Annotated in this window: 21 protein-coding genes, 1 tRNA gene and 5 pseudogenes; 18 read left to right on the top strand and 9 right to left on the bottom strand. The window is 71.0% G+C overall.

Features of this window, described 5'->3' with window-relative positions:
- Positions 1–208 precede the first annotated feature (208 nt).
- From BW737_RS00700 to BW737_RS15855, 3 genes are read left to right on the top strand one after another with little or no spacing between them, the layout of a single operon-like run.
- A complete protein-coding gene (locus tag BW737_RS00700) occupies positions 209–496 on the top strand; it encodes a hypothetical protein (protein ID WP_086615390.1) in 288 nt (95 codons plus the stop codon).
- Positions 466–960: an MFS transporter gene (locus BW737_RS00695; RefSeq protein WP_143233204.1), complete on the top strand. Its 495-nt coding sequence runs from the start codon at positions 466–468 to the stop codon at positions 958–960. Before BW737_RS00700 ends, BW737_RS00695 begins: the two co-directional genes overlap by 31 nt.
- Positions 961–1,007: 47 nt before the next feature.
- Complete coding sequence (locus tag BW737_RS15855; protein WP_180271962.1) at positions 1,008–1,220, top strand: hypothetical protein; 213 nt, start codon at positions 1,008–1,010, stop codon at positions 1,218–1,220.
- A 55-nt stretch (positions 1,221–1,275) separates the two neighbouring features.
- On the opposite strand, the gene rsgA is transcribed toward BW737_RS15855, so the two are convergent.
- The 4 genes and pseudogenes from rsgA to BW737_RS00665 all read right to left on the bottom strand — a co-directional run bounded on the left by rsgA (position 1,276) and on the right by BW737_RS00665 (position 6,983).
- Positions 1,276–2,379 (bottom strand): ribosome small subunit-dependent GTPase A, encoded by a 1,104-nt coding sequence (gene rsgA / locus BW737_RS00685; RefSeq protein ID WP_086615387.1) that lies wholly within the window; start codon positions 2,377–2,379, stop codon positions 1,276–1,278.
- Positions 2,379–3,898: pseudogene (gene aroA, locus BW737_RS00680) on the bottom strand (3-phosphoshikimate 1-carboxyvinyltransferase). Before aroA ends, rsgA begins: the two are co-directional and overlap by 1 nt.
- Positions 3,899–3,900: 2 nt before the next feature.
- A pseudogene (locus tag BW737_RS00670) lies at positions 3,901–6,071 on the bottom strand (NADP-dependent isocitrate dehydrogenase).
- A gap of 402 nt (positions 6,072–6,473) precedes the next feature.
- On the bottom strand, positions 6,474–6,983 hold the full coding sequence (locus BW737_RS00665) for a DoxX family membrane protein (protein ID WP_086615410.1): 510 nt from the start codon (positions 6,981–6,983) through the stop codon (positions 6,474–6,476).
- A gap of 247 nt (positions 6,984–7,230) precedes the next feature.
- Between BW737_RS00665 and BW737_RS00660 the strand changes: the two genes are divergently transcribed.
- From BW737_RS00660 to BW737_RS19690, 3 genes are all read left to right on the top strand, one after another.
- Entirely contained in the window at positions 7,231–7,908 is a 678-nt protein-coding gene (locus tag BW737_RS00660; RefSeq protein ID WP_099330315.1) for a sigma-70 family RNA polymerase sigma factor, read from the top strand.
- A complete protein-coding gene (gene rsrA / locus BW737_RS00655) occupies positions 7,908–8,234 on the top strand; it encodes a mycothiol system anti-sigma-R factor (protein ID WP_086615384.1) in 327 nt (108 codons plus the stop codon). The genes BW737_RS00660 and rsrA overlap by 1 nt, the downstream gene beginning before the upstream one ends.
- A gap of 156 nt (positions 8,235–8,390) precedes the next feature.
- Positions 8,391–8,465, top strand: a complete 75-nt coding sequence (locus BW737_RS19690; protein WP_395994430.1) for a 50S ribosomal protein bL37 — start codon at positions 8,391–8,393, stop codon at positions 8,463–8,465.
- A gap of 67 nt (positions 8,466–8,532) precedes the next feature.
- Here BW737_RS19690 and BW737_RS00650 read toward each other — a convergent pair.
- Positions 8,533–9,122, bottom strand: a pseudogene (locus BW737_RS00650) (GDSL-type esterase/lipase family protein).
- 225 nt (positions 9,123–9,347) lie between these two features.
- Here BW737_RS00650 and BW737_RS00645 point away from each other — a divergent pair.
- The 6 genes and pseudogenes from BW737_RS00645 (at position 9,348) to BW737_RS00625 (ending at position 15,391) form a co-directional block, all read left to right on the top strand.
- Positions 9,348–10,703: a hemolysin family protein gene (locus BW737_RS00645; RefSeq protein ID WP_180271961.1), complete on the top strand. Its 1,356-nt coding sequence runs from the start codon at positions 9,348–9,350 to the stop codon at positions 10,701–10,703.
- Positions 10,703–11,793, top strand: a pseudogene (locus tag BW737_RS00640) (hemolysin family protein). Before BW737_RS00645 ends, BW737_RS00640 begins: the two are co-directional and overlap by 1 nt.
- 311 nt (positions 11,794–12,104) lie before the next feature.
- A complete protein-coding gene (locus BW737_RS00635; protein WP_257210307.1) occupies positions 12,105–12,881 on the top strand; it encodes a M23 family metallopeptidase in 777 nt (258 codons plus the stop codon).
- Positions 12,882–12,921: 40 nt separating this feature from the next.
- Entirely contained in the window at positions 12,922–13,203 is a 282-nt protein-coding gene (locus tag BW737_RS19240; RefSeq protein ID WP_338063816.1) for a glycerophosphodiester phosphodiesterase family protein, read from the top strand.
- 88 nt (positions 13,204–13,291) lie between these two features.
- Complete coding sequence (locus BW737_RS19235; RefSeq protein WP_338063817.1) at positions 13,292–13,663, top strand: glycerophosphodiester phosphodiesterase family protein; 372 nt, start codon at positions 13,292–13,294, stop codon at positions 13,661–13,663.
- A gap of 33 nt (positions 13,664–13,696) precedes the next feature.
- A complete protein-coding gene (locus tag BW737_RS00625; protein WP_086615381.1) occupies positions 13,697–15,391 on the top strand; it encodes a carboxylesterase/lipase family protein in 1,695 nt (564 codons plus the stop codon).
- A gap of 806 nt (positions 15,392–16,197) precedes the next feature.
- Here BW737_RS00625 and BW737_RS00620 read toward each other — a convergent pair.
- Positions 16,198–16,273 (bottom strand) — tRNA-Arg (locus BW737_RS00620).
- Positions 16,274–16,367: 94 nt separating this feature from the next.
- Positions 16,368–17,710, bottom strand: a pseudogene (locus BW737_RS16465) (Nramp family divalent metal transporter).
- Positions 17,711–17,942: 232 nt separating this feature from the next.
- On the opposite strand from BW737_RS16465, the gene argS reads away from it, so the two are divergent.
- Positions 17,943–19,619, top strand: a complete 1,677-nt coding sequence (gene argS / locus BW737_RS00605; protein ID WP_180271960.1) for an arginine--tRNA ligase — start codon at positions 17,943–17,945, stop codon at positions 19,617–19,619.
- Positions 19,619–21,079 (top strand): diaminopimelate decarboxylase, encoded by a 1,461-nt coding sequence (lysA, locus tag BW737_RS00600; RefSeq protein ID WP_420835689.1) that lies wholly within the window; start codon positions 19,619–19,621, stop codon positions 21,077–21,079. The genes argS and lysA overlap by 1 nt, the downstream gene beginning before the upstream one ends.
- Here lysA and BW737_RS00595 read toward each other — a convergent pair.
- Both BW737_RS00595 and BW737_RS00590 read right to left on the bottom strand, forming a co-directional pair.
- A complete protein-coding gene (locus BW737_RS00595) occupies positions 21,076–21,477 on the bottom strand; it encodes a PIN domain-containing protein (RefSeq protein ID WP_086615376.1) in 402 nt (133 codons plus the stop codon). The genes lysA and BW737_RS00595 overlap by 4 nt on opposite strands.
- 19 nt (positions 21,478–21,496) lie before the next feature.
- Positions 21,497–21,829, bottom strand: a complete 333-nt coding sequence (locus BW737_RS00590; protein WP_086615375.1) for a type II toxin-antitoxin system Phd/YefM family antitoxin — start codon at positions 21,827–21,829, stop codon at positions 21,497–21,499.
- A gap of 176 nt (positions 21,830–22,005) precedes the next feature.
- Between BW737_RS00590 and BW737_RS00585 the strand changes: the two genes are divergently transcribed.
- From BW737_RS00585 to BW737_RS17210, 4 genes are all read left to right on the top strand, one after another.
- Positions 22,006–22,266 carry a hypothetical protein gene (locus BW737_RS00585; protein ID WP_143233203.1) on the top strand — a complete coding sequence of 87 codons (261 nt, stop codon included), beginning with the start codon at positions 22,006–22,008 and terminating at the stop codon, positions 22,264–22,266.
- A gap of 233 nt (positions 22,267–22,499) precedes the next feature.
- Positions 22,500–23,789, top strand: coding sequence for a homoserine dehydrogenase (locus BW737_RS00580; RefSeq protein WP_257210314.1), 1,290 nt, complete (start codon positions 22,500–22,502; stop codon positions 23,787–23,789).
- Between the two features lie 7 nt (positions 23,790–23,796).
- On the top strand, positions 23,797–24,708 hold the full coding sequence (gene thrB, locus BW737_RS00575; RefSeq protein WP_086615372.1) for a homoserine kinase: 912 nt from the start codon (positions 23,797–23,799) through the stop codon (positions 24,706–24,708).
- Positions 24,709–24,944: 236 nt separating this feature from the next.
- On the top strand, positions 24,945–25,308 hold a 364-nt coding region (locus tag BW737_RS17210; RefSeq protein ID WP_257210306.1), incomplete at its 3' end, for a Rho termination factor N-terminal domain-containing protein.

Below are 25,308 nucleotides of genomic sequence, written 5' to 3'. Positions count from 1 at the left end.
GGAACTTCGGCCTCGCTCGCGCGGCCCCGGCTTACTGCGGCGGTGGCCCGGCCCCGGACCCTCGACAAGGCACGGGGTATCTGCCACGGTCGACTCGGATATGGTTCAGGGCATGTTTTTGCGGCGGCCAACTGCTGAAGCACCCGGTGGCGATCGCCTGCTACCGGCAGCTGCGCGGCGTCGCCTGGTCCGGCGCTCGCGGCAGGCCATGCTCTTCGGGTGGGTGCTGTCGGCCACGGGCTCGGCGGTGGTGACCGGATCCGCACCCGCACTGGTGGTCGCCGCAACCCTGCCGGCGGTCTGGATCGCCTTCTACTCCACCCTGACCAACATTGAGGACCTGCTTGCGCCACTGATGGTTAAGGCGGTCGCGCGGTGGCGGCCGGGCCGGGTGCTGACCGCGTGCGAGGTATACGACGTTGCGCTGCTGCTGGTCGCGCTGGTGCTACCTTGTCGCCTGCGGCGGTGCTCGCAATCAACTTGGTCCTGTCGATAGCCGCGGTGGCTCTGCGCCTGCGCGGCGTCGCCTACGAGGAGGAGGCCACCGCCGGCGGCGGCAGTGAGGACGCCGAGGAGGAGGGCGGCCTGCGCTTTTCGACGCTGGTGCTGCTGCGTGGCTTTATCACCCGGCCACTGGTGTCCCCGCTCAGCATCTTGCTGCGCTCTATCGCCGTCAGCCTGGCCGGCACCTACGTGGTCGTGTTCATCGGCACGCGCTACGGGCACGGGGCCTACGTGTGGGTGCTCGTCGCCACCGGAATAGGGGCGACCGTGGGACCCCAGCTCGCGCGTGCGGGGCGCAACGTGGCTGGGGGACCGTCACTGTGGCCGGCTGCGCGCTTGCAGGTGTATTCGCCCTGCTGTTCGCCGCCGTGCTCCTGCCCGCGGGGAGCCTTCTCGCGGGCGCCGCCGGCCTGGTCATCGCGGAGGCCTGCCTGTGGGGCCTGGGCAGCGCACTGATAGGGGAGCGGCAGGTGCAGCTCAGCGGACGTGACTTTGTCGAGGACATGGTCCGGTGCCAGGCCGCGGGTGCGCTCGGCGCGGTGGTCGGCAGCTGGGCGGCGCTGGGGCTGCGTGCGGCGACAGCACCGGCTTGGGCTCTGGGCATCGCCTCCCTTACGTTGGCGCTGCTGGCCGGGTACGTCTGGTTCCTGCCGCGAGTGCGGTCGCGCCCGGAAGCCGAGGCGCAGCGGGAAAAAGCTGCGGCCGCTCAGCCGTAGGTCCCGCCCGAACGTATCCGTGCCGGCCCCGGCTCGCTGCGGGGGCGGTACGGTCTCATCGGCGGTGCGCCGGCGGACTCGTCGGATCCTCCGCCTCCAGGGCGGGGGCGAGCAGCCGTCGGAAGGAGTCGACACGGGCGCGCCGCCGCTCCCGCTCGGTCGGCTCCAAGTCGCCAGCAGCGGCCCACTCGTCCAGGGCGCATTCGATGACGCCTGTTTCATGGGTGCAGCCGCGTGGACAGTCCTCGGCGACCTCGGCCAGGTCGGGGAAGCCGCGCAGCACATCGGCGCTGGACACGTGCGCCACCCCGAAGGAGCGCACCCCGGGGGTGTCGATCACCCAGCCGCCGCCCGGCAGCTCAAGCGCCTGCAGGTTGGTGGAGGTGTGGCGGCCGCGGCCGGTGACCACATTGACCTCGCCGGTGACCCGGTCCGCCCCGGGCACGAGCGCGTTGATGAGCGTCGACTTGCCCACCCCCGAGTGACCGACGAACACCGAGGTGCGGCCGCCGATCAGCTCGCGCACCGCCTCCACGCCGTCGCCGCCGGCGCGGGTGGCCTCCGCCCGGCTGGACGGGTCCAGCCGCGTCGCCACCGACCGCACCCCCAGCGGCTCGTAGAGGGCCAGCAGCGGGGCGGCGTCGGCCAGGTCCGACTTGGTCAGGATCAGCAGCGGTTCCATGCCGGCGTCGTAGGCGGCCACCAGGTAGCGGTCGATCATGCGCGGGCGCGGCTGCGGGTCCGCCAGGGCGGTGACGATCACCAGCAGGTCGGCGTTGGCCACCACCGGCTTCTCCGTGCCGGCCGCGTCCCCGTCCTCGGCGCTGCGGCGCAGCAGGGTGCGCCGCTCCTCCACGCGCACTATGCGGGCGAGGGTGTCCTTGCGGCCGGAGGTGTCCCCGACGACGGCGACCCGGTCCCCGACGACGACCTTCCCGCGTCCCAGCTCGCGGGCCTTCATCGCGGTGATGTCCCCGGTGCCGTCGGCGGTGAGAGCGGGGTCCTCCAGGCGGATCCGGTAGTGGCCGCGGTCGATGCGGGTGACCATCCCGGGCACGGCGTCGGCATGAACCGGGCGCTGCTTGGTGCGCGGGCGCGACCGCTTGCCGGGGCGCACCCGCACGCGCGGATCGTCGGTGCCGATGTCGCGGCGGGCCATCAGCGTGCCTCCTCGGCAGCGTCCGGCATGGCTACCGGTTTAGGTATGTCACTCGTGCCGGTCTCGGTGGGCGACAAGTGCCGGTCTCCGGAAGTGGGGGAGGCGGAGGAGGGCAGGCCCAGCATGCGGGCCCACAGGGCGGGGAAGTCGGGGAGCGTCTTGGTGGTGCAGGCGATGTCATCCACCTCGACGCCCTTCACGCCCAGGCCGACGACGGCGGCGAAGGTCGCCATCCGGTGATCGGCGTAGGCGCGCAGCCGGGCCGGGCGCAGACGCGCCCCGGCGGGCAGGGCGGCGATCTCCAAACCGTCATCGGTCTGGTGGGCCCTCCCACCGACCCGGTTGATCTCGGCCTCCAGCGCGGCCAGGCGGTCGGTCTCGTGTCCGCGCAGGTGGCCGATGCCGCGCAGGCGCGAGGCGTGGCCCTGCGCCGAGGCCAGGGCGGCCAGCGCCGCCACCGTGGGGGTCAGCTCCCCGACGGCGGACAGGTCCGCGTCGATCCCGTGCAGCTTACCGGTGCCGACGGCGGTGAGCGTCAGCGAGCCGTCCGCCTCACGAGTCTCCTCGACGGCGCCGCCCAGGCACGGCAGCAGCCACCGCCAGGCGTCCCCGGCCTGGGTGGTGTGCGCCGGCCAGTGGCGCACCCCGATGCGCCCGCCCGCCACCAGTGCCGCCGCGAGGAAGGGGCCGGCGTTGGACAGGTCCGGCTCGATGACCAGCGTGCCGCCCTGCGGAGCGCCCGGGTGGACCGTCCAGGTGCGCGCGCCCACCGGGGTGTCCGCGTCCGGCTCGTCCACGGTGACGCCGCGCCCGCGCAGGAACTCCACGGTCATCGCCACATGCGGCAGGGACGGCACCGGCCCGGTGGGAGTGATGGCCAGGCCGCCCGGAAGCAGGCACCCGGCCAGCAGCAGCGCGGACAGGAACTGGGAGGAACCGGAGGCGTCAACGGCCACTTGGTGCGGAGCCTCGGGGCGGGCCGGGTCGGCCGGACGCAGCAGGGCGCCGTCGCCGGGACCGACCCGCACCGGCAGGAAGCCGGGCTCACCCAGGTACTTAACCTCGCGCCGAGGGCGGCCAGCGCCTCCAGGAGTGGGGCCAGCGGGCGACGGCGGGCGGCGGCGTCGCCGTCGAAGAGAACCGGCGCATCGGCCAGCGCGGCCAGCGGCGGGATGAAGCGCATGACCGTGCCGGCCAGGCCGCAGTCGATCCGGGCCACGGCGTTGCCGTCGGCGCGGGTCGGGAACGGGCGCGGCGCGGGCGTGACCCGCAGCGCGGCGTCGGCGCAGCTGCCGGACTCGTCGGGAAGCTCCTCGAAGCGCGCCCCGAGCGTCGTCAGGGCGGCGCGCATGAGCGCGGTGTCGTGCGAGCGCAGGGCCCCGCGCAGCGTCGTCGGGCCCTCCGCCACTGCCGCCGCGACCAGGGCCCGGGCAGTCAGCGACTTCGACCCCGGCAGGTCCACGACGGTGTCCAGCGGGCCGGTGGCGGCCGGTGCGGGCCAGGCCGACGCGGTGCCCATGCTCACAGCGCGTCGATGATGGCGTTCAGCGCCGCGCTCGGGCGCATGACGGCGTCGGCCAGGGCCGGGTCGGGCAGGTAGTAGCCGCCCAGTTCGACCGGGTGCCCCTGCACGGCCACCAACTCGGCCTGCACGGTGTCGTTGACCGCGCCCAACTGCTCGGCCACGGGTGCGAAGCGGGCGGCCAGGTCGGCGTCTGCCGTCTGCGCCGCCAGCTCGCGCGCCCAGTACAGGGCCAGCCAGGCGTGAGAGCCGCGGTTGTCGATGCCGCCCAGGCGGCGGGCGGGGGAGCGCTCCTCCTGCAGCAGGGTGGTGGTGGCCTGGTCCAGGCGTCGGCCAGCACCGTGGCGCGTGCGTTCCCGCTCACCTGCGCCACGTGCCGCAGCGCCTCCGCCAGCGCCAGGAACTCGCCCAGGGAGTCCCAGCGCAGGTAGTCCTCCTGAAGCAGCTGGCGCACGTGCTTGGGGGCGGAGCCGCCGGCGCCCGTCTCATACAGGCCGCCGCCGTTCATCAGCGGCACCACCGACAGCATCTTGGCGCTCGTGCCCACCTCCAGGATGGGGAACAGGTCGGTGTTGTAGTCGCGCAGCACATTCCCGGTCACCGAAATCGTGTCCTCGCCGCGGCGCGCGCGCTCCAGGGACAGCCGCGTGGCCGCCACCGGGTCCAGGATGCGGATGTCCAGGCCGGCGGTGTCCTCCTCGGCCAGGTAGCGCTCCACCAGGGAGGCGATGGCGCGGTCGTGGGCGCGCTCGGGGTCCAGCCAGAAGACGGCCGGTGCCCCGGTGGCGCGGGCCCGCACCACGGCCAGGTGCACCCAGTCGCGAATGGCCGCGTCCTGAGCCTGGCAGGCGCGCCAGATGTCCCCGGCCTCGACGTCGTGGGACAGCAGCACCGTGCCCACCGGGTTGCCCGTGCCGGCGGTGACGACCACCTCGACGGTGCCGTCGGCGGGAATCAGGAAGGTCTTGTCGTGGCTGCCGTACTCCTCGGCCTTGCGGGCCATCAGCCCCACGTTCGGCACCGAGCCCATGGTGCGCGGGTCCAGGGCGCCGTTGGCCTTGCAGTCGTCGATGACGGCCTGGTACACGCCCGCATAGGAGGAGTCGGGGATGACGGCCAGGGTGTCGTCCATGGAGCCGTCGGCGTCCCACAGCTTGCCGCCGGCCCGGATCATGGCGGGCATGGAGGCGTCGATGATCACGTCGGAGGGCACGTGCAGGTTGGTGATGCCGCGGGTGGAGTCCACCATGTTCAGCCGCGGCCCGAGCTCCAGCTCCTCATTGATGCTGGCCCGAATCCGGTCACCCTCGGGCAGGGCATCCAGGCCCGCCAGGATCGAGGCCAGCCCATCCTCTGCGCGCAGGCCGGCCGCCGCGAGGGCAGCGCCGTAGGCGTTGAAGGTCATGGGGAAGAAGGCCCGTACCGCGTGCCCGAAGATGAGCGGGTCGGAGACCTTCATCATGGTGGCCTTCAGGTGCACCGACAGCAGCACGTCGTCGGCCTTGGCGGCGGCGTTGGCCTTCACCAGGAACTCATCCAGCGCCCGGGCCGACATGAAGGTGGCGTCCACTACCTCTCCGGCAGTCACCGGCAGTGCCTCACGCAGCACCACGGGCGCGCCGCCGTCTGCGGGAACCAGCCGGATCTGCACCGTGCCGGCCTCGGGAATCACCACAGAGCGCTCGTTGTGGCGGAAGTCGTCGGCGTCCATGGTGGCCACGCGGGTCTTGGAGTCCGGGCTCCACGCGCCCATGGAGTGCGGGTGGTTGCGGGCGTAGGCCTTGACGGCCTGTGGGGCGCGCCGGTCGGAGTTGCCCTCGCGCAGCACGGGGTTCACGGCGCTGCCCTTGACGGCGTCGTACGCCTCGCGTACCTGCCGCTCGGCGTCGGTGGTCGGCTCGTCGGGGTATTCGGGCAGGTCGTAGCCCTTGGCGCACAGTTCGGCGATGGCGGCCTTGAGCTGCGGCAGGGAGGCGGAGACGTTGGGGAGCTTGATGATGGTGGCGGTCGGCTCCTGGGTAAGGGCGCCGAGGCGGGCCAGGTCGTCGTCCGCCAGGCCGAAGGCCGCCAGGATGCGGCCCGCCAGGGAGATGTCCGCGGTGCCCACGCTTACGTCGGCGGCGCGGGTGAATCCCTCGATGATCGGCAGCAGGGAGCGGGTCGCCAGCATGGGCGCCTCGTCGGTCAGCGTGTAGATGATGTCGGGAGTCGCGGCGGGGGCGCTGTTGGCGTTCTGGTCGGTCACCGGTCGTGTTCCTTCGTGTTCTTCAAGGTAAGGTCGGCTGGGTTTTGGCCCGTGTCTCCGGCAGCGGCCGGGTGGGGCTCCCGACCTTGAGGGTAGCGCGGCGCCGCCGCGATTTGTGTCGCAGCCGGGTGCTGGGCGGTTTCGCGGGCCGGCTGGCCCCGATCGCGCACGTTTGGACCGCCATCCCCTGTTTGGGCCGCGTAAGTCCGTTTGGACCGCCGTTGTGTGCCGCGTGGGCGGTCCGAACCGACGTAAGCGGTCCAAACCGCCAGGCCGCGCCCGGCGCCGTGGGCGGTCCGGCCTGCGCGACTCCGCTGCGTGGGGGATTCAGGCCGACGGTGCCGGCTCGTACTGGGCGCGTACCTGCGCCTCGGCGGCGGCAATCGCAGTCTCGACGCGGCGTCGGTTCTCGCGCTGCCACGCCAGTGACGGGCGCCCCTCGCGGTCCACCGCGGACAGGGCCAGTCCGGCCCCGATTGCGGCGGAGCGCATCAGTCCCGACAGGGCTTGCTTGCGCGCGTCCTGGCCCTTGACGGCCCACACCGGGTTGTTCACCAGCGTCAGTGGAACGTTGAGCGCCGCCAGTACGGCTGCGCAGGTGCGCGGCGCCCGTCCCGTGGCCAGCCCCAACCCGGCCAACACGCTCACGGCGCCGCTAAAACGGGTGAGCAACTCGGCGTCCGAGTGCAGTACCGGCGGCAGTCCGGCCTTCTCCAGTACCGGCTGCACCTTCTCGAATTTCTCCGCGTGTCGCTTGGGTCGGGCAAGGGCATCAATGCCATCGACAACGAAGGGAGCGGCAAGCGCCGGGCGGGCAACGGTGCGCAGAAGGTCCATGCCCCCATCTTCGCGCACCACGGAGCCCGATGCCAGTGGCAGGCGACAATATCCGGGAATGTGCGGGCCCACGAAGTCGTTTAGGACGGCGATGATTGCTTCCGACACTCGTCCCACCCCGGGCGCTTCCCCCACGGTCACGTCCGGCATTGGCGTCGCCCCGGGCCCGGTGTCCGCGATGAATTCGCTGCCACGGGCCACCCAGTCGCGGCGCACTACTGGTGCGACCGGGATAGGCTCGTGGTCGATGACGGACACCGACGATCACCGCCCCACGGACCGACTTGGCGTGGCACAGTCCCCCGCCGAGGCAGCCCCCGACGAGCTCGACCGTGCCCCGGCCGATGAGTCCGCCAAGGCCCGCGCGGCCCGCTTCGAGGCCGACGCGCTTCCTTATCTGGACCAGCTCTATGGCGCCGCTTTGCGCATGACCCGCAACCCGGCCGACGCCGAGGACCTGGTGCAGGACACCTACGCCCGCGCCTTCGGCGCCTTTCATCAGTACCGGCCCGGCACAAACTTGAAGGCCTGGCTCTACCGCATCCTGACCAACACCTTCATCAACACTTACCGCAAGAAGCAGCGCGAGCCGCAGCAATCCGACGCCGACATGGTCGAGGACTGGCAGCTGCACCGGGCCGCCTCCCACGATTCGGTCGGGCTGCCCAGCGCCGAGAACCTGGCGTTGGACGAGTTGCCGGACGATGAGATCAAGGCGGCTCTGGGAGAGCTCAGTGAGGAACGTCGTCTGGCCGTCTACCTGGCCGACGTCGAGGGCTTCTCCTACAAGGAGATCGCCGAGATCATGGGCACTCCCATCGGCACGGTCATGTCCCGCCTGCACCGCGGGCGCCGGCAACTACGTGAGCTACTTGCAGACCATGCCCGCCAGCTGGGCTATATCAGCGCGGAGGAGAAGAACTAATGGGGGAGAAGAACCCGATCGAGCCCTGCTCATGCGCCGAGGCCCGTACCCACTTGGAGCGCTTCCTCGACCATGAGGTTGACCAGGACCTGCAGGTACGCCTGGCCGAGCATGTCGCCTCCTGCGAGCACTGCTCCCGCCAGGCCGACGCCGAGCAGCACCTGCGCGATTTGGTCCGCTCCCGCTGCGCCGAGCAGGCTCCGCCCGCGTTGCGCGCCCGCGTCCTGGGGTATCTGTCCGCGGCGCGCATCAGCTCCGCGACGACGTCGGTTGTCTCCACCACCCGGGTCACGGTGGTGCGCACCGAGCGCGTTGAGCGCGGCTGAGCCTCCCGGCGGCGCCGTCGTTCACGCGGTCTGTGTTCGCATTCACCGCCGCTGCGGGCTTGCCGGCTGGCAGCGAGCGGCTGCGATGTGCGAAGATACCCGGCGTTCCGTGCCCCTCGGGGCGGATTAGAAAACACCAGACATGAGGAGGCAGGAATGAGCAAGCGCGGTCGGAAGCGTCGTGCACGCGCCAAGAACAGCGCCAACCACGGCAAGCGTCCCAACGCCTGAGTCTGTAGGCGCACGCCCAAGCAATGAAGATCGGCCGGTCACCGCTGCGGTGACCGGCCGATCGTGCTTATCGCGGCGCCGGCACGCCCAGCCACTCGTACCAGCCGCGGTGGAGCACCAGCCAGGCCAGTAGCCCGTAGCCGGCCTGGGCCGGGTGTCCGCCGCCGCCGGAGATGACGTCGGTCAGCCACTGGTCGTGATTGCGCAGCGGCTCGAAGGTCTCCACATACGGGATGCCCCGCCGCTGGCATACCTCACCGACCGCGCGCGACAGGGCGGCGGTGCCGTCGGGGTCGGCATTCGGCAGCGGTGGTGGACCGACCACGAAGCAGGAGCGGTGCTCGCTGGTGGCGGCATCCAGGACGTTCGCGATGGCCAGGCGGGAGCGGGCGTGAGAGACTCCGGCGAGCACGTCCGCCACGCCCAGACCGATGACCAGCCGGTTGACGCCCGTGGCCGTGGTGCGGCGGGCCACCTCGCCCTGCCAGCGCTCGGCCAGTCGCGCCGTGGTCTCGCCCGGAACCGCCAGCGTGTTCCACATGATGCCGAGCTCGCGAGCGTGCGTGCCATTACTCGGCCGGTCCACCCCAGGGCGCGGGCGTCCCCGTAACCGGATACCAGTTCGTCGCCGATGAAGCACAGGCTCGTGTTGTCCATGGTCCCGGTTTGCTCCTCACTGGTAGGTAACTGCTAAGCCCATCCTGCCATCGTCCGACTGGTGTGCATTGCGCCGCGCGGGCGCCGCGGCGGTACGCGAAGGTGATAACGTGCCAGCACTATGCGACGACACGCTCGCCGGACGCGCAAGCGCCCCGCACGCACCGGTTCAGATTCCGACCACCCCCACCCCGATTCGGCCCGGCGGCCCACGGGAGGCCGCCCGTGAGGGAGTGGCTGATGATCGCCGTCGGCGTGCTGCTGACGGCCGGCACCGCACTGTTCGTAGCCGGAGAGTTCTCTCTGGTGGCCCTGGATCCCTCCACCGTGGAGACGCGCGCCGCCGCCGGCGACCGGGGCGCCGCCCGGGTCGGTCGAGCTCTGGGCCGCCTGTCCACGCTGCTTTCCGGCGCCCAGGTGGGCATCACCCTGACCACCATCCTGCTCGGCTACACCATGCAGGCCGCGCTGTCCACGCTGCTAACCGGTCTGCTGTCCACCTGGCTGGCGCAGGCGGTTGCCACCGGTGTGGCCGCGGCCGCCGCCCTGATCCTCGTCAACGCCTTCTCCATGGTGGTCGGCGAGCTCATCCCCAAAAACGCCACCCTGTCCGACCCCATGCGGGCCGCCCGTGCCGTCACCCCCTTTCTGATGGGCTTCACTGCGGCGCTCAAACCCGTGATCGCGGTGCTCAACGGCACCGCCAACCGGGTGCTGCACCGAATGGGGATCGAGCCGGCCGAGGAGATCAGCGGCACTCGCTCCGCCTCCGAGCTGGCCGCCCTGGTGCGGCACAGCGCCGAGGAGGGGGTGCTGGACGTGTCCACCGCGGCGCTGCTGACCCGCTCCATCGGGGTGGGGCGGCTGACCGCCGTCGACGTCATGACCGACCGTGGCCGCCTGCACACCCTGACCGAGCAGGACACGGCCGCCGACGTCGTGGACCTGGCCCGCGCCACCGGCCACTCCCGCTTCCCCGTTATTGGCGACGACGCCGACGACGTGCTCGGCATCGTGCACCTGCGCCGCGCGATCGCCGTTCCCTACGCCAAACGCGCGGAGGTGCCGGTGGCCTCCTCCTCCCTGATGACTCCCGCCCACCGGGTGCCGGAAACCATGCCGCTGGCCGCCCTGCTGGTAGAACTGCGCGACACCGGCAGTCAGATGGCGCTGGTGGTAGATGAGTACGGGGGCACCGCTGGCGTGGTTACCCTGGAGGACGCGGTTGAGGAGATCGTCGGCGATGTGGCCGACGAGCACGATCGGCGCCGCTCCGGCGCCCATGCCGACGCCACCGGTGATTGGCTGGTTCCCGGCTGGCTGCGCCCCGACGAACTTGCCGACCGGGCGGGCGTGCAGGTGCCCGACGACGGCCCCTACGAGACCCTGGCCGGCCTGCTCATGACCGAGCTCGGCCGCATCCCCGATGTCGGCGATGCCGTGACCACCCCGCAGGCGGTGCTCACCGTGGAGGCCATGGCGGGACGCCGCATAACCCGTCTGCGCATTCACCCGCTCGTCACCCCGGATACCCCCGTCGGGGGCACGGAAGTCGGCACCGGGGGAGAGGAGCCGCAGTGATGAGCACCTCTCTCGCCTTGATCCTGACCGTGGTGCTGCTGGCCGGCAACGCGTTCTTCGTCGCCGCCGAGTTTGCGGTCACCTCCTCGCGCCGTGCCCGCCTCGAACCGCTCGCCGAGACCGGTGACCGGCGCGCAGCCACCGCTTTGTGGGCACTCCAGCACGTCTCCCGCATGCTCGCCACCGCCCAGCTGGGCGTAACCGTTTGTTCCACCGGGCTGGGCGTCGTGGCCGAGCCGGCTATTGCTCATCTACTCACCCCGTTGCTCGAGCGCTTCGGGGCGGGAAGCGCTGGGGCGCACGCGATCGCCGTGGTACTGGCCCTGGTACTGGTCGTATACGCCCATGTGGTGGCCGGGGAAATGGTGCCCAAGAACGTGTCCATCTCCGCGCCCGAGACCGCGGCCCGCTGGGTGGTGCCGGCCCTGGTGCGGCTGTCCCGGCTGCTGGGCCCCATCATCACCGTCCTGAACGCTTCGCCAACGGGGTGCTGCATCTGTTCGGCATCCAGACGCGCGACGAGGTCTCGGCCGCCTTCACCGCCGCCGAGGTCGCCTCCATCGTGGAGCGTTCCACCGCCGAGGGTGTTCTCGACGACGATACCGGCCTGCTGTCCGGTGCCCTGGAGTTCTCCGAGGAGACCGCCGGCAGCGTGATGGTGCCTGTGGATGCCCTGGTCACCCTGCCCGCCGGATTCACCCCGGACGACGTCGAGCACGCGGTGGCCACCACCGGCTACTCCCGCTTTCTGGTGCTGCGCGGCACTCAGCTCGATGCCGATGCGGCGGACGCGGGCGTGGTCGGCTACCTGCACCTGAAGGATGTGCTGTACGCAGAGGACGACAGCCGCACCGAGCCGGTGCCGCAGTGGCGGGTGCGGGCCCTGGTGCCGGTACACGCCGGCGACGAGGTTGAGGACGTGCTGGCCGCCATGCAGCGCTCCGGCGCGCACCTGGGCCGAGTACAGGACGAGGCCGGTAGTACCCTGGGAGTGGTCTTCTTGGAAGACATCCTGGAGGAACTCGTCGGTGAGGTGCACGATGTCATGCAGCGCGACGAGCGCCAGCGCCGGGAACATGGGCAGGCGTGAGCGTGCCTACGGTGTGACCACCGTCCTGGCACGGGAGCATCACGTTTAGCTAAAGTGCGGTGCGCGGCCCGCGGGGCGGCCGTGAGCACTACCTTCGGAGGCACTGCGTGCTGAACAGCCCATGACACGGCGCCAGCGTCGTGAAGCGGAACGCGCCGCCGAACGCCGGCAGGCGGTCGTCGAGCGGTCGACTCCCGCGGCGGCCCCCACCCGCGCCGCGCCCCGCCCCGCCGCCGGATGCATCCGCACCGGCAGGACTTGTCTCCCCGCCGCGACACCGCAGCCACCTCGGCACGGTCGGGCGCACCGGCGTGCTCGTGGTCCTCGCCCTGGTCACCGTCGTCGCCCCGCTGCGCTCCAACCTGCTGACTGCCCCGCAGGCGCTTGCGGCACTGGATCTCGGCAGCGCCGCACCTACGAGTGCGGGCAGCAGCACTGATCCATCATCTTCGGTCGCGGCCGCCGTACTCGGCTCGGATGCCGACGTCGACACCGCCTCCGACCCGGAACTGTCCAACGTGCCTGACGCGGCGACTCTGGCGCGCATCCGTGAGGCCTATGAGAACGCCTCAGCCACCTGTGCCGCCCAGACTACGGGCGCTTCCGGGGACACCGCGGCCTTCAACTCCACCCCCGAGGTCTTCTACCCCATGATCTCGGGCACCTACACGGTCTCCTCGCCATACGGCTACCGGCTGCACCCAACCCTGGGCTACATGAAGCTCCACGCCGGCCAGGACTGGGCGGCCGCCGCCGGCACGCCCATTTACGCAGCCGCCGCCGGCACCGTCGTCGCCGCCGGCATGTCATCCGGCACCGGCACCATCATCATCGAGCATCAGATCGACGGCCAGACCTGGTACACCAGCTATCTGCACATGTATGCGGACGGAATCTACGTATCCGAGGGCGACCAGGTGGAGGCCGGCCAACTCATCGCCGGCGTCGGCTCCACCGGTTACTCCACCGGCCCGCACCTGCACTTCGAGGTGCGCACCGCCAACAACACCGAGGACTCCTCTACCGTGGACCCGGCGGAATGGCTCGAGGAGCACGGCGCTGTCGAACTGACCACCGACTGCTCCTGAATGTCCGGGCGAGAGACAACCGCCTGCAAGAATCCGACTCATGAGTCCGACCCGCCGCTGCGCCGTCCTCGCCCACCGGGGCGGGGGCGGTGAGGTTGCCGAGAACACCTGGAGCGCCGTCGAGCACGTGGCCGCGCTCGGCCTGACCTGGATGGAGACCGACCTGCGGGCCACCGCCGACGGCGTCGTCGTCCTCTCCCATGACGCCGACCTGGTGCGCACCGCCGGTGACCCACGGCGCATCGCCGAGTTGACTGGGAGGAATTGGCCGAGGTGGACGCCGGCGACGGGCGCCCGTATGTGCGCCTTGACCAGGCTCTGACCACCCACCCGCGGATTCGCTTCAACATAGACCTGAAGGACTCCGCCGTCGTCCAGCCCGCGTTGCGGGTGGTACGTGATGCCGACGCCTGGGACGGGTCCGTTTCGCCTCCTTCTCGGCGCGTCGTCTGGCCAAGCTGCGGCGGCAGGAGCCGCGGGCCGTTACCTCCCTGGGGGTGGGTGACGTCGCCCGGCTCGTGGCGCGCAGTCAGGCTGCCCTGCCGGTACGGCCCGGCCGACGGGCAGGAAGCAGGGGACGAGTCGACGCCGTGCAGGTGCCGGTCCGCTTCCACCGCATGCCCGTGGTCACCCCTCGCCTCATCTCCCAGGCGCACGCCTTCGGGATGGAGGTGCACGTGTGGACCGTGGATGATCCCGAGCAGATGCGCGCACTGGTGGATAGCGGCGTCGACGCCATCATCACCGACCTTCCCGCCCTGGCGCTGGACGTGCTCGGTTGAGAAGGCGGGTGTGGCTGGGACGACAATAGCGCCATGACTGACAGCCGCCCCCAGCCCGTCCGACACGTCGCCGCCACCCCGATCGCAGTTCCCACCGGTGCGCCCGGCCCGCGAGTGAACACCACCGCCGGGCCGGTGCGCGGGGTGTGGCGCGAGATCGTCTCCGCTCCGGATCGCGTCGGTCCCGCCGCCCGCTATGAGCGCTCGGCCGCCTTCTACGGCATCCCTTACGCCGAGGCGCCGGTGGAGGAGCGGCGCTTCATGGCGCCGGTACGGCGGAAACCCTGGGGCGAGGAGCGCGCCGCCGTCGTCCCGGCTGCGACGCCGCAGCGCGGCTCCATCTTCGCCGACCCGGCCATCCCCGAGCCGAGTGTGCCCGGGGACGACTTCCTGACTCTCAACGTGTTCACGCCCGTTCCTGGCGACGAGGGGGCGCACCTGCCGGTGCTGGTGTGGATCCACGGCGGCGGCTGGACCTCCGGCTCCCACAACTCGCCCTGGTACGACGGCGCCGCCTTCAACCGCGACGGCGTGGTCACCGTGTCGATCGCCTATCGGCTCGGATTCGACGGCTACGGATACATTCCCGATTCCGACGCCCCCTACAACCGAGCGGTCCTGGACCAGGTCATGGCGCTGGAATGGGTGCGCGACAACATTGCCCGCTTCGGCGGCGACCCCGCCAGGGTGACGATCGGCGGGCAGAGCGCCGGCGGCGGCAACTCCATGGTGCTGCTGTCGGTGCCCCGCGCCCGGGGCCTGTTCCGCGGCGTCATCTCCGAGTCCGGTGCGGTCCCGGACCTGTCGGCCGCGCGCAACGCCGACAACGCCGCGCGCATGGCCGCCGCACTCGGGGTGGAGGCGAACCTGGCCGGTTACCGGTCTTGCAGCTATGACGAGATCTTCACCGCGCAGAACGCCCTGAACGCGGTTGACGAGCATGCCGACGACGGCGGCGCCACCGCGGCCGGACCGGACCCGGTCGCGGCCGTGGCCGGGGTGCTGGCGGGTATCGGTGAGCCCGATACCGGTATCCCGTTCAGCCCGACCGTCGACGACGAGATCATCACTGCCCCGATCCGTCAGTCCCTGCGCCGGGGTGACGGGGCGCAGGTCCCGATCCTCGCCGGCTCCACCACGCACGACTTCGCCTTCTCGGGCATGGCCTACACAGAGGCGATGTCCGGGCGCGACCCGCGCAAGGTGCTGATCGCCGGCGGCATGAGCGAGCAGCTGGCCGATCGGCTCATCGCCGCGCACCCCGAGCACGCTGGCGCCCCGCATATGGTGATCGGCAACTTCATCTCGGACGGCGTCTTCCACATCCCGCTAGCGGGGTGGTTCCTGGCGCGTGCGGAGTGCGCCGAGGCGGCGGATGCCGTTGACGGTCCGGCCGGCAGCTACGCCTATGAGTTCAGCTACTGCTGTGGACCGATGGAGCTGGCCACGCACTGCATGGAGATCCCCTTCGCCTTTGACTGCCTGAGCGAGCCCTACTGCGAGCACACGCTCGGCGCGGCGCCGCCACAGGCGCTCGCGGACGCCATGCACTCCGCCTGGGTGCGTTTCATCGAGACCGGTGAGCCCGGTTGGGAGCCGTGGACGGGGCGGAGTATCGGACGCCGTTTCGGCGACAACCGCTCCGGGCAACTGATCGTGGCCGAGGACCGCGTCATCTTCGACACCGACCGGGAGCTCGCGGCCTCTGCTTGCCAGGCCGCCGCGTAGGCGGGCGGGCGAGCCACCCGGCGGCAACCGGATGGCTCCCCGAGGCAGGCGGTTCAGTTGAGCCACCTGCCGAGGGCATCCACAAGGACACCAATGGCCCGGGCTAGATGAGCGAGAGCTTTGAACACTTCGCTCAGCTGCCGGGCCATTCCCTTGTCCTTGCGGACTTTGACATGTCGGCCTTTCGGCTTGGACATGGGGGTTGTCGGCGCGAATGCGTGTGCGGTTCGGGTGTGTTGCGGGGTTGTCGGGGCATCGGCGCGATCGTGGTGCTTCAGACCGGCGTGTTGGGGGGATGCCTGCCGGCGACCTTTTCGGTTTGGACCCCGAATCCCTGTTTGGACCGCTGTCCCCTGTTTGGACCGCTGTCCCCTGTTTGGACCGCCGTTGTGTGCAACTGGGGCGGTCCAAACCGAGGTAAGGGGTCCAAACCGAGGTAAGGGGTCCAAACCGACTTGGGCGGTCCAAACTCGGGGTGGCGCGGTGCCATGAGTGGCTGGGCTGGAGGTGCGCTTGGCCGGGCGGAGGGTGGGGTCGGGGAGGGTCTCGGCACCGGGCGGTCCGGTGACTGAACGCCCTGTCACCACCGGCGACGTCGGCTCGGTCGGGTGGGCGTGGGCGTGCTGCTGGTCGTCCGCACTAGGAGGAACTAACCCCGACCGCACACACAATCACGCCGATAACGTCCGACGTGCTACCGTGCCCTGCTGACAATGGCGCCCTGGTCTATCGGGGCATTGTGCAAATGCGGCCCTCAGGATCGACGAAGCCCCCGCCGACTCGGGGTCGGGCGGGGGCTTCGGGGCTGGTGCCCCGGACAGGATTCGAACCTGCGGCCTTCTGCTCCGGAGGCAGACGCTCTATCCACTGAGCTACCGGGGCCCGAGGCGCGACTGTACCAGCGTTCGGGCGCCGGATGGAAACCGAGAGGCTGTGGCGTTCGACGAGCCGACGGCGCCGTCGGGTTTGCTGCGCCTCACCCGTTGCCGGTCAGTGTCAGCACCACCAGCGCGAGGTTGAGCGCGATAATGAGCGCCGCCGCCGCGTGGGACGTCCAGCGCAGTACCACGCCGTCGCGCCACCGGCCCATGATCTGCTTCGAGCCCGTGGCCCGCATGAGCGGCACGATCGCCAGCGGGATCCCGAAGGAGAGCACCACCTGGCTGAGCACCAGTGCCCAGGTCGGCTCCGCCCCGACGGCAATGATGATCAGCGCCGGCACGAGGGTGACGGCGCGGCGTGCCAGCAGGGGCACCCGCACGTGCAGGAGCCCCGCCATGATCTCGCTGCCGGCGTAGGCCCCCACCGAGGTCGAGGCCAATCCGGAGGCCAGTAGCCCGACCGCGAACACAGCCCCGACGGCCGGCCCCAACGAGGCGGTGATGGCGGCGTGCGCCCCCTCGATCGTGTCGGTGCCGCCGACGCCGGACAGCGCCGAGGCGGCCAGCAGCAGCAGGGCAATGTTGACGGCGCCCGCCAGCGCCAGCGCCCAGATCACATCCACGCGGGTGGCGCGAATAAGTCGACCGGTGCGCTCTTGCCCGGAGAGAGCAGCATCGTCGGTGGGGCCGGGGCTGGCGGCGGCTGGTGCGTCGCGTCGGGAATCGGCGTGGTGCCAGCGGCCTGACGGGCGGCGTGCCCCTCGCCGATCTCCTCGTGGTGGTCGCGCACCAGGGAGGAGTGCAGGTAGATGGCGTGCGGCATGACGGTGGCGCCGAGCATGGAGGCGGCCACCAGCAGGCTGCCCGAGCCCTGCAGCCGGGGGATGAGACCGGCGAAGGTCTCGCCCCAGTCCGGCGGGGAGATGAACAGCCCGCAAACGAAGCCGATCGTCACCACCACCAGGAGCGCGACCACGGCCCCCTCGAAGGTGCGTTGGCTGCGGCGCTCCTGGAGGGCCAGCAGCAGCATGGAGACGGCGCCGATGATCACGCCGCCGGTCAGCAGCGGGATGTTGAACAGCAGGTGCAGGGCGACGGCACCGCCGATCACCTCGGCCAGGTCGGTGGCGGCGGCGACCAGTTCGGCCTGTGCCCAGTAGGCCAGGCGGGTGCCGCGTCCGAGCCGGTCCCCAAGCAACTGCGGCAGTGAGCGGCCGGTGACGATGCCGAGCTTGGCGCTCTGATACTGGATGAGCACCGCCATGGCGTTGGCCAGTACCAGTACCCATACCAGCGTGTAGCCGTAGCGGGCGCCGGCGGTGATGTTCGCCGCGACGTTACCGGGATCCACGTAGGCGACCGCGGCCACGAATGCCGGACCGAGCAGCGCCAGCAGCCGGTGCCGGGGAGGGCTCGGCCGCGGCGTGTGCTTGCGCACGATGGCCTCGACGGCGGCGTCCGCGCCAGCGGCGGAGTCGACGGGATCGGGCACGGTCGGCCTCCTCACATGGTTTCGGCTACCCGAAACTCTACTCCCTTGTGAGGGTATTTGCGCTCAGGCGGCGTGACAGAGCCGTATCGACCGACCTCGGCACGTAACTGCTACCGATCTCGGTGCGGGATTCGGGATGGTTTCGGCGGGTCGGGGCGGTGCCGGTACGCTGGCGCGCGTGACCCCAGAAGAGCTCGCCGAAGCGATCCGCAACGTCCTCCTCGCCGCCGCCAGTGACGGCAGCCTCGCCCTGCCGGTGGAGGAGGTGCCGCTGCCCAAGGTCGAGCGCCCCCGCTCCCGCGAGCACGGCGACTGGGCCACCAACGTCGCCATGCAGCTGGCCAAGAAGGCCGGCACCAACCCGCGCGCCCTGGCCGAGCTGCTGGCCGAGCGCGTGGGCGCCCTGGACGGCGTCGCCTCCGCCGAGGTCGCCGGCCCTGGCTTCCTCAACATCCGCCTGGACGCCGCCAGCGCCGGCGAGCTCGCCCGCACCATCCTCAATGCAGGTACCGCCTACGGCACCAACGACTCCCTGGCCGGCCAGCACATCAACCTCGAGTACGTCTCCGCCAACCCCACCGGCCCGGTACACCTGGGCGGGGCCCGCTGGGCCGCCGTCGGCGACTCCCTGGCCCGCATCATGGCCGCCTGCGGCGCCGAGGTCACCCGTGAGTACTACTTCAACGACCACGGCACCCAGATCGACCGCTTCGCCCGCTCCCTGCTCGCCTCCGCCCGCGGCCAGGAGACACCCGAGGACGGCTACGGTGGCTCCTACATCGGGGAGATCGCCGCCCGCGTGACTGCGGACGAGACCGCCGCCGGCCGCCCCGACCCCGCCGGCCTGCCCGACGTCGAGGCCACCGAGGTCTTCCGCGCCCGCGGCGTCGACCTCATGTTCGCCGCCGTCAAGGCCGAGCTGCACGACTTCCGCACCGACTTCGACGTCTTCTTCCACGAGGACTCCCTGCACACCTCCGGCGCCGTCGAGCGCGCCATCGGCCGCCTGCGCGAGCGCGGCGTCATCTTCGAGGCCGACGGCGCCACCTGGCTGCGCACCACCGACTTCGGCGACGACAAGGACCGCGTCCTGATCAAGTCCGACGGCGACCCCGCCTACTTCGCCGCCGACGTCGCCTACTACCTGGACAAGCGTGCCCGCGGCGCCGACTGCGCCATCTACCTGCTCGGTGCCGACCACCACGGCTACATTGGCCGCATGATGGCCATGTGCGCCGCCTACGGCGACGAGCCCGGCGTCAACATGCAGATCATCATCGGCCAGCTGGTCAACCTGGTGCGCGACGGGCAGCCGGTGCGCATGTCCAAACGCGCCGGCACCGTGGTCACCCTGGAGGACCTGGTCGACGCCGTCGGCGTGGACGCGGCCCGCTACGCCCTGGCCCGCTCCTCCATGGACTCCATGATCGACATCGACCTGAACCTGCTGGCCTCCACCTCCAACGACAACCCCGTCTACTACGTCCAGTACGCCCACGCCCGTATCCGCTCCGTGGCCCGCAATGCCATCGAGCGGGGCGTGAGCCGCGAGGCCGGTTTCGACCCTGCCCAGCTGGACACTCCCCACGACTCCCAGCTGCTGGGCGTACTCGCCCAGTACCCGGCCATCGTCGCCCAGGCCGCCGCCCTGCGCGAGCAGCATCGCGTGGCCCGCTACCTGGAGACGCTGGCCGCCGCCTACCACACCTGGTACGGCGCCACCCGCGTCACCCCACGCGGCACCGATCCGGTCGACGCCGGTCACGTCGCCCGTCTGTGGGTCAACGACGCCGTCGGGCAGGTCATCGCCAACGGGCTGGGCCTGCTGGGCGTGAGCGCTCCGGAGCGCATGTGATGAGCGCCGTACCCGCGAGCGAGGCTCCCCTCGGCACCCTGGCCGCCCCCGAACCCGAGGTTCGTCCCGACCTGTGGCCCTCGACCACCGGGCGCGGCGCCGACGGCGCCTTGCAGATCGGCGGGCGCAGCGTGGGGGAGATCCTCGCCGACGCTCCCACCCCCGTGTTCGTCCTGGATGAGGCCGACCTGCGCGGCCGCGCCGCCACCTGGGCCGCCGCCATGGCCGAGGAGTTCTGGCCGGGCTACGGCATGAACGGTGGTGAAGCCTACTACGCCGGCAAGGCCTTCCTGACCACCCGGGTGGCCCGCACCGTACTGTCCGAGGGGCTGGGCATCGACACCGCCTCCGCCGGAGAGCTGGCCGTGGGCGTGGCCGCGCTGGCCGAGGTCGACGGCGAGGCCGCTACCGCCCACGCCACCCGGCTGGGCCTGCACGGCAACGGCAAGACCTGCGCCGAGATCCGCACCGCGCTGGCTCACCGGGTCGGCCACCTGGTCCTGGACTCGGCCGAGGAGATCGACCTGGCCGCCGCAGCCGTGCGCGAGCTGCGCGAGTCCGGTCACTACGCACCCGATGAGACCGGGTCGGTCATGCTGCGGCTGACCACCGGCATCCACGCCGGCGGGCACGAGTTCATCTCCACCGCCCACGAGGACCAGAAGTTCGGCATCTCCGTGGCCACCGGCGCCGCCCTCGACGCGGCCCGCGCCGTCGTGACCGCCCCTGAGCTGACCCTGCACGGGCTGCACTCCCACATCGGCTCCCAGATCTTCGACCTGGCCGGATTCCGGGAGGCCGTCGGCGTCGTGCTGAGGCTGCGCCACCAGATCGCCGAGGCGACCGGCGTGCTGTGCCAGGAGGTGGACCTGGGCGGCGGTTACGGCATCGCCTACACCGGCGCCGACCCCGTCGCCCCGTCGCCTGCCGAGGTCGCCCGCGCCCTGGCGGAGGCGGTCCGCTCCCTGTGCGCCGAGCTGGGCGACGCCGTCCCGCACGTGTCGGTGGAGCCCGGCCGGTCCATCGCCGGCCCGTCCATGGTCACCCTGTACACCGTGACCGGGCTCAAGCGCGTGGAGCTGGGGGAGGGTGCCGCCCGCCTTTACGTGAGCGTAGACGGCGGCATGAGCGACAACATCCGCCCCGCCCTGTACGACGCGGCCTACACCGCGCTGGTGGCCAACCGTCGCCCCGACCCGGAGGCCGGGCTGGTGCGCGCGCGCGTGGTCGGCAAGCACTGCGAGAGCGGCGACGTGGTGGTGCGCGACGTGGACCTGCCCGCCGACCTCGCCGTCGGCGACGTGCTGGCGGTGCCGGCCACCGGCGCCTACGGGCGCTCCATGGCGAGCAACTACAACCTGTTCACCCGGCCCGGCGTCGCCTGGGTAGAGGCGGGCCGGCAGGGGTGGGTGCTGCGCCCGGAGACCATCGCGGACCTGTTGGCCCTGGAGGGGGACTAGGCCGACGGATCTGCCGGGTCGAGTGCGCGCAGCCCCTGCGCGCGGGCGGCGGCGGCCAGACGTGCGTTATGGGTGAGGACTGTCACCGGGTCACGCGGGTCATCCAGGATGGTGGCGGTAGCCAGGTGAATCGCATCCAGTGACTTGAGCTCGCCGGTCAGTTCCTTGGCTCGGCCGATTACGGCGTCATTGATTGCGCACAGTCCAATCATCCGCAGCGCTGCGTCAGCAACGGCCGGAGCACGCTTTTCCCGGCGCAATGCCCTAAACACCTCGAGTTCGAGTAACACCGAGGAGAGCAGCTTGTCATCCGTAGCGGCGAGGTGAGCGGAGACGGCCTCATGACCGGGTTGGGCCAGGAGCGCCAAGAGCATGGCGGAGGCGTCAAGATAGATCACCGGTCTTCCTCTCGCTCAGTCATGAAGTCGGCGTACAACTGGGCGCCATTTGGAACATCGATACTGGGCAGCGGACCGGTTCGTCCGTGTTCGGCCTCTCGATGAGACCTTCGCACAGCAGACGTTCGTAGGGAGTCTCCTCGGGGTCGATTGGCACCAGGCGGACGACTGGGCGGCCACGGTCGGTGACGGTGACGGGGCGACCGGAGGAGACGACGTCGGCCACGATCCGCCCGGAGCGCTGATTGAGCTCGCGGAGGCTGACAGTGCGGGCGCCTGCGGTGACGCCAGGACCGGAGTCGGAGGACTGCGCAGGGGCTCCATGCGGACTGCCTACGGGTTGCGCATTCATGACTGGATTGTCCCGAATGTTCTACACGCTCTACAAGACTCTGCTCGGTGGCGTGCGATGCGCGGTGATCCATTAGGGGAAGATCCCTACTCCTTGGGGAGGAGGAGGGGGTGCCGCGATTCAGCCCCGGGGACGTACTGCGCCGGTGAGATCTTCCTTACGGTCTGTATATGGACATGACGCGCTCTTCCCTGGAGACCCCACCCCCGGCGTGGGGACGATACGACGACGTGTCGGGCTACGGCCGTAGCGCAAGCCACCCGCGGCATGACGGTCTGGTCGTCGTCTGGGCGCTGGCCACCTGCATACTGGTCGGACTGCTACTCGTGGTCGCCGTAACTCCCTCCCTGTATACCGCCACGGGGCTCGCGCTGAGCCTGTCGGCTCTCCTGGCCTGGTCCGTCCTCAGCGCCCGGGTGGTACGCGGCCTGCGTTGATGTTCCCCGACCGATCTCGGCACGTAACGTCTACCGACCTCGACGCGTTGGTGATGCACATGGGTGAGAGGAGGGGGCGGCCACTTCCACTCGCCGCCTATGCTGTGCCGAGTCATGCTCGTCCGCCCGGCGAGCCCGCACACATTCGCAAGGTGGTTCCCGTGAAACAGCAGGTAGCCCAGGAAACGTCGCAGCCGACCGCTCCGGTCGCGGCGAGGCAGCAGCGCCCCACACTGCGCGTCGGCGTCCTCGGGTCCGGCACCGTCGGCACCCAGGTGATCCGGTTGCTGCTCGAGCAGGCCGACGACTTCGCCGCCCGCTCCGGCGCCCGACTGGAGATCACCGGCGTCGCCGTACGGGATGTGGACGCACCCCGCGACGAGGCCGTCCCGCGCGACCTGCTCACCGACGACGCCCAGGCCGTCGCCACCTCCAACGACATCGTCATCGAACTCATCGGCGGCATCGAGCCGGCCCGCACCCTCATCCTGGCCGCCTTCGCCTCCGGCGCCAGTGTGATCACCGGCAACAAGGCCCTCATCGCCGCCCACGGACCCGAGCTGTACGCGGCCGCCGCCGAGGCGAACACCGACTTCTACTACGAGGCCGCCGTCGCCGGCGCCATCCCCGTGGTATACGCCCTGCGCGAGTCCATGGCCGGGGACCGCGTCACCAGCGTGCTCGGCATCGTCAACGGCACCACCAACTACATCCTGGACGAGATGAGCACCAAGGGCCTGTCCTTTGAGGAGGCCCTGGCCGCCGCCCAGGAGCTCGGTTACGCCGAGGCCGACCCCACCGCCGACGTCGATGGGCTCGACGCCGCCGCCAAGGCCGCCATTATTGCCTCCCTCGCCTTCCACACCCGCGTCGGAATGAACGACGTCGAGGTCGAGGGCATCCGCTCCATCACCGCCGATGACATCCGCGAGGCCCACGCCTCCGGCTGCGAGCTCAAGCTGCTGGCCATCGCCCAGCGCCGCGAGGACGAGCAGGCCAGCGGTATCTCGGTGCGCGTGCACCCCGCCCTGGTGCCCGCAGACCACCCGCTGGCCAGCGTCCATGGCGGCTTCAACGCCGTACTGGTGGAGGCCGAGGCCGCCGGGCGGCTCATGTTCTACGGCCAGGGCGCCGGCGGCACCCCCACCGCCTCCGCCGTACTCTCCGACGTCGTCGCCGCCGCCGCCCACCGCGTCAATGGCGGGCAGGCGCCCCGCGAGTCCAACTACGCCGACCTGCCGATCCTGCCCCCCGAGCAGGCGCTGACCCGCTACCAGATCCAGCTGCGGGTGGCCGACGCTCCCGGATCACTGGCCGCCGTCGCCCAGGTCTTCGGCGATCACGACGTCTCCATTAACTCGGTGCGCCAGGCCAGCTATGTGGACGTCGGTGACGAACTGGCGCTGGTCACCATCGTCACCCACGCCGCCCCCGTATCTCGGCTCGAGGCCGCCGTGGACGGGCTGCGCGCCCAGGAACGCGTCGCCGAGGTCGTCTCCACCCGCCGCGTCGAAGGACTGTGACGCCGAAATGAGACTGGCCAACGAGCACGCGGCGGTGCGCGTGCCCGCAACCACCGCGAACATGGGCCCCGGCTTCGACTCCTTCGGCATGGCCTTCACCTACTACGACGAGGTCGAGGTCCGCCCGATCGTAGGCGCCACCAACGTCACCGTGGAGGGCGTGGGGGAGGGCATCGTCCCCACCGACGACTCCAACCTGGTGGTGCGGGCGCTGCGCGCCGGCCTAGAGGCCGCCGGCGCCCCCCAGGCCGGATTCGAGATGCACTGCGTCAACCGCATCCCCCACGGCGGCGGCATGGGCTCTTCGGCGAGTGCCGCCGTCGCCGGCCTCATGCTCGCCCGCGGACTGCTCTCGGACCCGGATGCATTGCCGGATGGGGAGATCTTCCGGATCGCCACCGGCTTCGAGGGACACCCGGATAACGTCGCACCGGCCGTATTCGGGGGTGCCACCGTCGCCTGGATCGAGGCGGACGGCACCCCGCGCGCTGCGCCCATGCCCGTGGACGCGAGTTTGGCGGTGAGCCTGCTCGTACCGCCGTCGACAACCCGACTGAGCACCGAAGAGGCCCGCAAGGTCCTGCCCGATGTGGTGCCGCGTGCCGACGCCCTGTTCAATACCTCCCGCGCCGCCATTCTCATGCTGGCCCTCGCGGGCCGGCCGGATCTGCTGATGGCCGGAACCGAGGACCGGCTCCACCAGGAGTACCGGCGCGGTGTCCTGCCCGCCTCCATGGCCGTCATGGATTCGCTGCGCGAACAGGGCTACCCGGCGGTCATATCCGGCGCCGGCCCCACGGTGCTCGTGCTGGCGGCCTTGTCGCAACAGACGCGCTTCACCCTGGAGCGGCACGGGTGGACGGTGCTGCGCCCCGGGATTGACCTGGACGGCGCGCAACTGGTCTCGTCGCTGTCCTAAAGGGGAGAGGATTCACACCCCTGCTCGGCGAAATGCGAATCGAATCGCGCGGCAGGTCTGCTACTGTTTCCCTCGACGGTGAGCCGAAACGAAGCGGCACGCCGTATGCGCACCAGGCTGAGGCCGCAGGCCCTGCCATGGACCTCGTTGGTGCACGACTTCATCCCGTGACATTCCGGGGCAGTCCCAGATACATCTGCCTTACCGGCGGATGCTCACACCGTTAAAGGACACTCGTGACCGAGATCTCTAGCGCCCGCCCTTCGCTGTCCACCATGCGGCTGGCCGAGCTTCAGCAGCTCGCCTCATCCATGGGGCTAAAGGGCACCTCACGTATGCGGAAGAGCGAACTCATCGCCGCTATTCGCGAACACCAGTCCGGCAACACCGCCGCCCCGGCGGCGCAGCCGACCGAGTCGACCGAGCCCGCCGCTCCCACCCGGCGTCGCGCTCGCACCCCTAACCTTCCCCCCGCGTCGGAGACTAGCGCCGATGCCGCCGTCACCGCGCCGGCATCGCAGACACCCGCCGCGCAGGCAGACATCGAGTCGCCCGCGCCGCAGGCAGGCGACCGCGCCCGGGGCCGTGCCCGCCGCCGCG

It is taken from the genome of Actinomyces ruminis (assembly GCF_002154335.2).
GTDB classification, from domain to species: domain Bacteria; phylum Actinomycetota; class Actinomycetes; order Actinomycetales; family Actinomycetaceae; genus Actinomyces; species Actinomyces ruminis.
This window is presented reverse-complemented; position numbering and strand designations above follow the sequence as displayed.

Excerpts from the sequence above, each read along its gene's own strand:
- BW737_RS00665 (WP_086615410.1), bottom strand. The coding sequence starts at position 6,983 with ATGGACCTTCTGCGCACCGTTGCCCGCCCGGCGCTTGCCGCTCCCTTC.
- rsrA (WP_086615384.1), top strand. The coding sequence starts at position 7,908 with ATGGGGGAGAAGAACCCGATCGAGCCCTGCTCATGCGCCGAGGCCCGT.
- BW737_RS00585 (WP_143233203.1), top strand. The coding sequence starts at position 22,006 with ATGACGCGCTCTTCCCTGGAGACCCCACCCCCGGCGTGGGGACGATAC.
- BW737_RS00660 (WP_099330315.1), top strand. The coding sequence starts at position 7,231 with ATGACGGACACCGACGATCACCGCCCCACGGACCGACTTGGCGTGGCA.
- BW737_RS00700 (WP_086615390.1), top strand. The coding sequence starts at position 209 with ATGCTCTTCGGGTGGGTGCTGTCGGCCACGGGCTCGGCGGTGGTGACC.
- rsgA (WP_086615387.1), bottom strand. The coding sequence starts at position 2,379 with ATGGCCCGCCGCGACATCGGCACCGACGATCCGCGCGTGCGGGTGCGC.
- thrB (WP_086615372.1), top strand. The coding sequence starts at position 23,797 with ATGAGACTGGCCAACGAGCACGCGGCGGTGCGCGTGCCCGCAACCACC.
- BW737_RS15855 (WP_180271962.1), top strand. The coding sequence starts at position 1,008 with ATGGTCCGGTGCCAGGCCGCGGGTGCGCTCGGCGCGGTGGTCGGCAGC.
- BW737_RS00625 (WP_086615381.1), top strand. The coding sequence starts at position 13,697 with ATGACTGACAGCCGCCCCCAGCCCGTCCGACACGTCGCCGCCACCCCG.
- BW737_RS00590 (WP_086615375.1), bottom strand. The coding sequence starts at position 21,829 with ATGAATGCGCAACCCGTAGGCAGTCCGCATGGAGCCCCTGCGCAGTCC.
- lysA (WP_420835689.1), top strand. The coding sequence starts at position 19,619 with ATGAGCGCCGTACCCGCGAGCGAGGCTCCCCTCGGCACCCTGGCCGCC.
- BW737_RS19240 (WP_338063816.1), top strand. The coding sequence starts at position 12,922 with ATGAGTCCGACCCGCCGCTGCGCCGTCCTCGCCCACCGGGGCGGGGGC.